Source organism: Streptomyces sp. NPDC034670 (genome assembly GCF_055574875.1).
Genome location: NZ_JBVITR010000059.1, coordinates 17,663 through 20,539, shown reverse-complemented (window position 1 = coordinate 20,539; position 2,877 = coordinate 17,663). Strand labels below are relative to the sequence as shown.

Here is a 2,877-nt window from a genome sequence, read left to right as displayed (position 1 = left end):
AGAGTTCCCGGGTAATCCCACATCCACGAGACCCACGCGGCTGGTCCCCCCCCCCCCCCCCCTCCTCCTCCCCCTCCCCCCCCCCCCCCCCCCCCCCCCCCCCCCCGACCCGCACACGGGCCGCTCCGGCACGGGCCGGGAGGAGGAGGGGCCCGGCGCCGGCGGCGTCCCGGGCGCGCCGGCGTTCGCCCCCGCGCCCGCCGCCACCACCCGCAAGGGCACCCCCGTACGCGGTACCGACCTCCCCCGGCCCCAGCCCCAGTCCCCGGGGGGACGCAGGCGGGGCGGGCTCACCGCCTGGGCGCGGCGGCTGGCCGGCGGGCGGCAGGAGCAGGCGGCGGACGCGCGGGACGCCCACGGCGCGGGGACGGCCGGCCCCGCGCCCGAAGCCGGCGCGGCCGCCCTCCCCGAGACCTGGCCGGACCCCGCCGCGCTGCTGCTGACCGCGCTGGGCCCCGGCCCCCGGCTGTGGGAGCGCGGGCCGGACCACCCCGAGGCGCTCGCGGTGCGGCTCGGTACGACCGACCGGGCGACGCCGGACGGCTCCGGCCTGCTGCCCGCCGTACCGGTGACGTCGGGGCTGCGCGAGGTCGGCGCGCTGGGACTGGCCGGCCCGCGCGGACGGCTCGCCGGGCTGGCCCGCGCGGTGCTGGCCCAGCTCGCCGCGCTGCACTCCCCCGACTGCCTGGAGATCGTCCTGATCGCGGCGGACCGCTCCCGCCCGCTCGAGGAGCGCACCGCCGAGTGGTCGTGGCTGGGCTGGCTGCCGCACGTGCGCCCGGGGCACGGCCAGGACTGCCGCCTGCTCCTCGCGCACGACCCCGAGCAGGCCGTCGCCCGCACCGGGGAACTGCTGCGCCGGCTGGAGGACCACGACCACGCCACCGGGGCGGCCCCGGCCCCCCTGCCGGACCGGACCACCGCGCCGGGAGGGCCCGCTCCGGCCGCCCGGCGTCCCTCCTGGGCGCGGGACGCCGACGGCGCCGGCGCGGCGGGCGGCCCCACCGGGCCGTACGCCGTGGTCGTCGTGGACGGCGACCCGGGGAGCACCGAGGCGCGCGAGGCGCTGGTGCGGCTGGCCGTGGAGGGGCCGCGGGCCGGGATCCACCTGGTGTGCCTCGCCGAGACGGCCGCCGCCTCCCCCGCGTCCCCGCTGTCGACGACGTACGAGGCGGCCTGCGCGGCGGCGCCGGCGTTCCGGGAGTGCGGTGCCGTCGCCCTGCTCAGCGGGGACGTGGCGACCGCCCTGCGGCTGCTGCGGGTGGCCCGGAGCGGCCCCGGGGCCGCTCCCGGCCCGGTCGGGCACGGCACCCTCGCCACGGTCGACGCGGTCTCCCCCGCCTGGGCCGAGCGGTTCGCGCGGGCCCTCGCGCCGCTGCGCACGGACGGCCCCGCCGGGGAGCGGCACGCGCGCGTGTCGGCGCCGCTGCCCCGGTCGGCGCGGCTGCTGGACGAACTGGGCCTGGCCCGGGCCACCCCCGCCTCGCTGATGGCCCGCTGGGCGGACGCGGCCGACGACACCCGGGCGCTCGGCGGACGCGTCACCGCCGTCCTGGGCGCCGGACCGCGCGGACCGGTCGCCGCCGATCTCGTCGCCGACGGCCCGCACCTGCTGGTCGAGGGGCCCTCCGGCAGCGGCCGCACCGAGCTGCTGCGCGCGGTCGTCGCCTCGCTGGCCGCCGCCGAGCGGCCCGACCGGCTGGGCATCGTGCTGGTCGACGGGCGGGGCGGCCCCGCGACGGACGACGGGCCCGGCGGGGACCTGCGCGTGTGCACGGACGTCCCGCACGTCACCACCCACCTCGCCGCCAACGACCCGGTGCGGATGCGGGAGTTCGCCCAGTCGCTGAGCGCCGAGCTGAAGCGGCGCGCCGAGCTGCTCGGCCGGTCCGACTTCACGGAGTGGCACACCGGGCGCACGCTGTCGGACCGGATGGTCGCGCAGCGCACGGCCGCGCGGCGCGGCCCGGCGGGCACCGGCGGCGAGCACGGCGGGGACCTGGAGACCCCGCCCAGCACCACGCTGCGGCTGCGGCCGGGAGCGGCCCGGCGCCAGGCGGAGGCGGTGCCGCCGCTGCCCCGGCTGGTGGTCGTCGTGGACGACCTGGACGCCCTGGTCTCCCCCGCGCTGGGCGCTCCGGGACGGCCCGCCGCCGGATCGGTGCTGCGGGCGCTGGAGGCCGTGGCGCGGGACGGGGAGCGGCTGGGCGTGCACCTGGTCGCGGCCACCGGCCCGTGCGCCCGTACGGCCGGGACCGAGCCGGCGCGGCGGGCGACCCTGCGGGTCGCGCTCGACGCGCCCGGGCCCCCCGGCCCGGACGCACCGTCGCCGGGGCGCGGCCGGCTGGCCCACCCGGACGGCCGGACGGCCGTGTTCCAGGGCGGGCGGGTGACCGGCCGCATCCCGCGGACGGCGACCCTGCGCCCCACGGTCGTGCCGCTGGAGTGGCACCGCATGGGCGATCCCCCGGCCCGGCGCCAGGTGCGGGAACTGGGCAACGGCCCGACCGACCTCGCCCTGCTCGCCAGCGCGCTGGAGCGGGCCGCCCGCCAGGTCTGCGCGGCCGAGGTCCCGTCACTCCTCTGACACGCGCGTCCGTCCGGTGATGCTCCGTCACGACGCGGTCACGATCGCGGACTTGACACCGGACGCACTCTTGCCGATCCCCGCCCCCGGGCGTAGACCAGAGCGCACGGGACAGCGCTCGACGTTCGACGGGGTACGACGGGGTACGACGGAGTACAGAGAACGGGGCAGTGATGCGCAGGACGAGCAGGATCATCCGGATACGCAGGTCGCCCGACCACCGCGGGGGGGGGGGGGGGGCGGGGGGAGGGGGCGTCGTTCTTTCCGCTGGGATGGTTGCGGTGTCCCTC

General features: G+C 80.7%; 1 protein-coding gene. It reads left to right on the top strand.

The features are described from left to right. On the top strand, positions 1-2,587 hold a 2,587-nt coding region (locus ACZ56B_RS28560), incomplete at its 5' end, for an FtsK/SpoIIIE domain-containing protein (protein WP_468796555.1). Positions 2,588-2,877 lie beyond the last annotated feature (290 nt).